Annotated in this window: 4 protein-coding genes; 1 reads left to right on the forward strand and 3 read right to left on the reverse strand. The window is 74.6% G+C overall.

Annotated features, from left to right (window positions below; genetic code table 11):
- Nucleotides 1–591: 591 nt before the first annotated feature.
- Together ACFWU6_RS33640 and ACFWU6_RS33645 are read right to left on the reverse strand one after the other, a co-directional pair.
- The gene (locus ACFWU6_RS33640; RefSeq protein ID WP_073814571.1) at nucleotides 592–834 is read right to left on the reverse strand and encodes a DUF6411 family protein; all 243 of its coding nucleotides are present in this window, start codon (nucleotides 832–834) and stop codon (nucleotides 592–594) included.
- 495 nt (nucleotides 835–1,329) lie between these two features.
- A complete protein-coding gene (locus ACFWU6_RS33645; RefSeq protein ID WP_383985280.1) occupies nucleotides 1,330–1,497 on the reverse strand; it encodes a hypothetical protein in 168 nt (55 codons plus the stop codon).
- Nucleotides 1,498–1,769: 272 nt separating this feature from the next.
- On the opposite strand from ACFWU6_RS33645, the gene ACFWU6_RS33650 reads away from it, so the two are divergent.
- Nucleotides 1,770–2,078 (forward strand): hypothetical protein, encoded by a 309-nt coding sequence (locus ACFWU6_RS33650; protein ID WP_383985283.1) that lies wholly within the window; start codon nucleotides 1,770–1,772, stop codon nucleotides 2,076–2,078.
- Here ACFWU6_RS33650 and ACFWU6_RS33655 read toward each other — a convergent pair.
- A complete protein-coding gene (locus ACFWU6_RS33655; protein ID WP_383985286.1) occupies nucleotides 2,062–2,202 on the reverse strand; it encodes an integrase core domain-containing protein in 141 nt (46 codons plus the stop codon). The two genes, ACFWU6_RS33650 and ACFWU6_RS33655, sit on opposite strands and share 17 nt — an antisense overlap.
- Between the last annotated feature and the right edge of the window lie 20 nt (nucleotides 2,203–2,222).

The raw sequence follows: 2,222 nt of genomic DNA on the forward strand, positions 1-2,222 counted from the left end.
CGCCGGGCCCGGGCGCAGGGCCGCGGCCGCAACCGCAACAGGGCGCAAGGCGCAGGCAGCGGGACCGCGCGGCGGGCGGCAGGACGGGCGGGCGACGGCGGCGGGGCCGGGAACCGGCGGCGGGGCCGGTACCGCGCCGAGCCGGGCCCGGGACCGCGGCGGAACTGAGCGCAGAGGGCGGGACCGAGCGGCGGCGGGGGCCGCGCCGGAGCCCGGACGCGGACGTGGGCGGGGAGCGGGCACCGCGGCCCGGGTCGGAACGAAGGCCAGACGAGACCCAGGCCTGGTGGGCAAGGGGAGCTTGGGCATGCCGCCCCGGCGGGCCGGGCGCCGGACCTGCCGGGCGACCTGTGGCACGCCCTGGCCGAACTTCAACACACCCGCCCCGGCCCCGGAGGGCCGCGGACTCCAGCCCGCAGGTAAGTGACCGGACCTTGCTGTCAGCAGCAGTCGCCGGGTCTACGGCGCCGACCACGACAACGCGGGCCCTGCCGTCGGACCACGAATCTGTGAGGAGAGTCGGGCCCACCCCAGACACCCGCGGCCCGGCCGCCGACGGGGGTCGGGGGCCGGGCTGATAGGGGCGCGAGGTCAGAAGGGCATGTGGCCCCGAATGCGGCGGCCAGCGGAGCCACTCTTGCCGACCGCCTTCGAACTGCTGCGGAACGGCTTGCTGAAGAGGCGGCCCAGCGGGCCGGGGGCCTTGCCGCCCGCGCGGGAGCCCAGGCCGAGGGTCTTCTGGGTGCCGCGTTCGGGGTGCTTGGAGAGGCGGGGCAGGAAGAACGCCAGAACGGCGAGTACCACGCAGACGGCGATGATTCCAGCGATCATCATGGTTGGACCCCACTTCTTCGATGGTGCGGTGACGCTTCGTCGTGTGACCGCGCATACCCGGCGAACCTTCGTTCACGCCCCGGCTGCCACGTGCTGTACGGCGCAGGCGGCGTCCCCGGGCGTGCCTCATTCCTCAAACTCCTGGCCCTGCTCCCCGTTTCTCGGCCTCGCTGCTTCGGAGCGTGAGAACGGGAGATGCGTGATGTGTGAGTCATGCGACGAGTACGGGGCGGGCGGGCCGGCTAAAGGTGTCGGCGGCGGCCTGGCGTTGGACCCTCGCCTCGAGCCTGGTCCCCGCGGTCGGCGCGCGGCCGGGGGAGTGGTCGCGTGCGGTGGTCCAGGCCGCTGACGCGGAAGGGATCCGGGCGGCGCTGCGGGGCCCGGCGGGGGAGTCCTGGGCGGCGGAGCGACTGACCGAGGCGCTGGGGCAGCCGCTGCCGTACGGTCGTCCGCGCGTGACCGCCCTCCGCGGTCGGCCACCTCGTCCGCGCCGGCCTATTCGCCTACCTCGGCGGTGAGCCGGCCTTCCCCGACGTCCACCCGGACCAGGCCGCCGTCAAGGCGCGCCGCCGGGACCTGCCCCCGCTCCTGGACCGCCACGTCCCCCTCGGCCCCGACCAGGCCGCCCGCTGCCTCGGCGTGCGCCGCACCGACTTCGACCACATCGTGCGCCTCGGCTGGCTGTCCCCGGTGGGCACGGCCGCCGTCGACTACGGCCGGGGTACGGGGGAGTTGTACAGGTCCCGCTGTACTCCGCGGCCGCCGTCGCGCTGCTCCCGCAGACCCGCCCCCACGTCGACTGGCGACAGGTCCGCCGGACCGCCCCCGGCCGCCGCTCCCCACTCGCCGCGCTGCAATCGGCCGCTCCCGAGGCGGACACGGCGTTCCTCGCGGAAGTCGCACGGATCGCCCGGGTAGGCCGCGCCGCCGTCACCGTGTGGCGCCGGACCCTGCCCGACTTCCCCGAACCGGTCGCCGGTACCGACGTTCACCCCCGCTTCGACCGGCGCGCAGTCGCCGCATGGCTCCTCGCCCACAACAAACTCACCATCCCCCACACGCTCCCCGCCGCCGTCCTGTCCGCGGCTGCCGCGGGAGATGAGTTCCGCGTCCGTCTGGCCGACCCGGAGCTGCGCTTGGCCGACGACGTCGACGGCACGGACCGGGTGTCCGGGTGGGTGGAGGCGGCCGACGCTGAGGTGACCCCCGGAGTGTGGACACAGGAGTTCATGCAGCGAGTGTGAGTTTATGGCCTCGCTGTTGCTGGTGCTCCAACTCGGCGGGTGACAGGTGGCCGAGCGAGCTGTGGCGCCTGCGGGCGTTGTAGTAGGTGAGCCACTCGAAGATGGCCAGCCTGGCCTGACGGATCGTCGTGAACGGCCTGCGCA

The sequence above is a fragment of the Streptomyces sp. NPDC058674 genome (assembly GCF_042716505.1).
Taxonomy (GTDB): domain Bacteria; phylum Actinomycetota; class Actinomycetes; order Streptomycetales; family Streptomycetaceae; genus Streptomyces.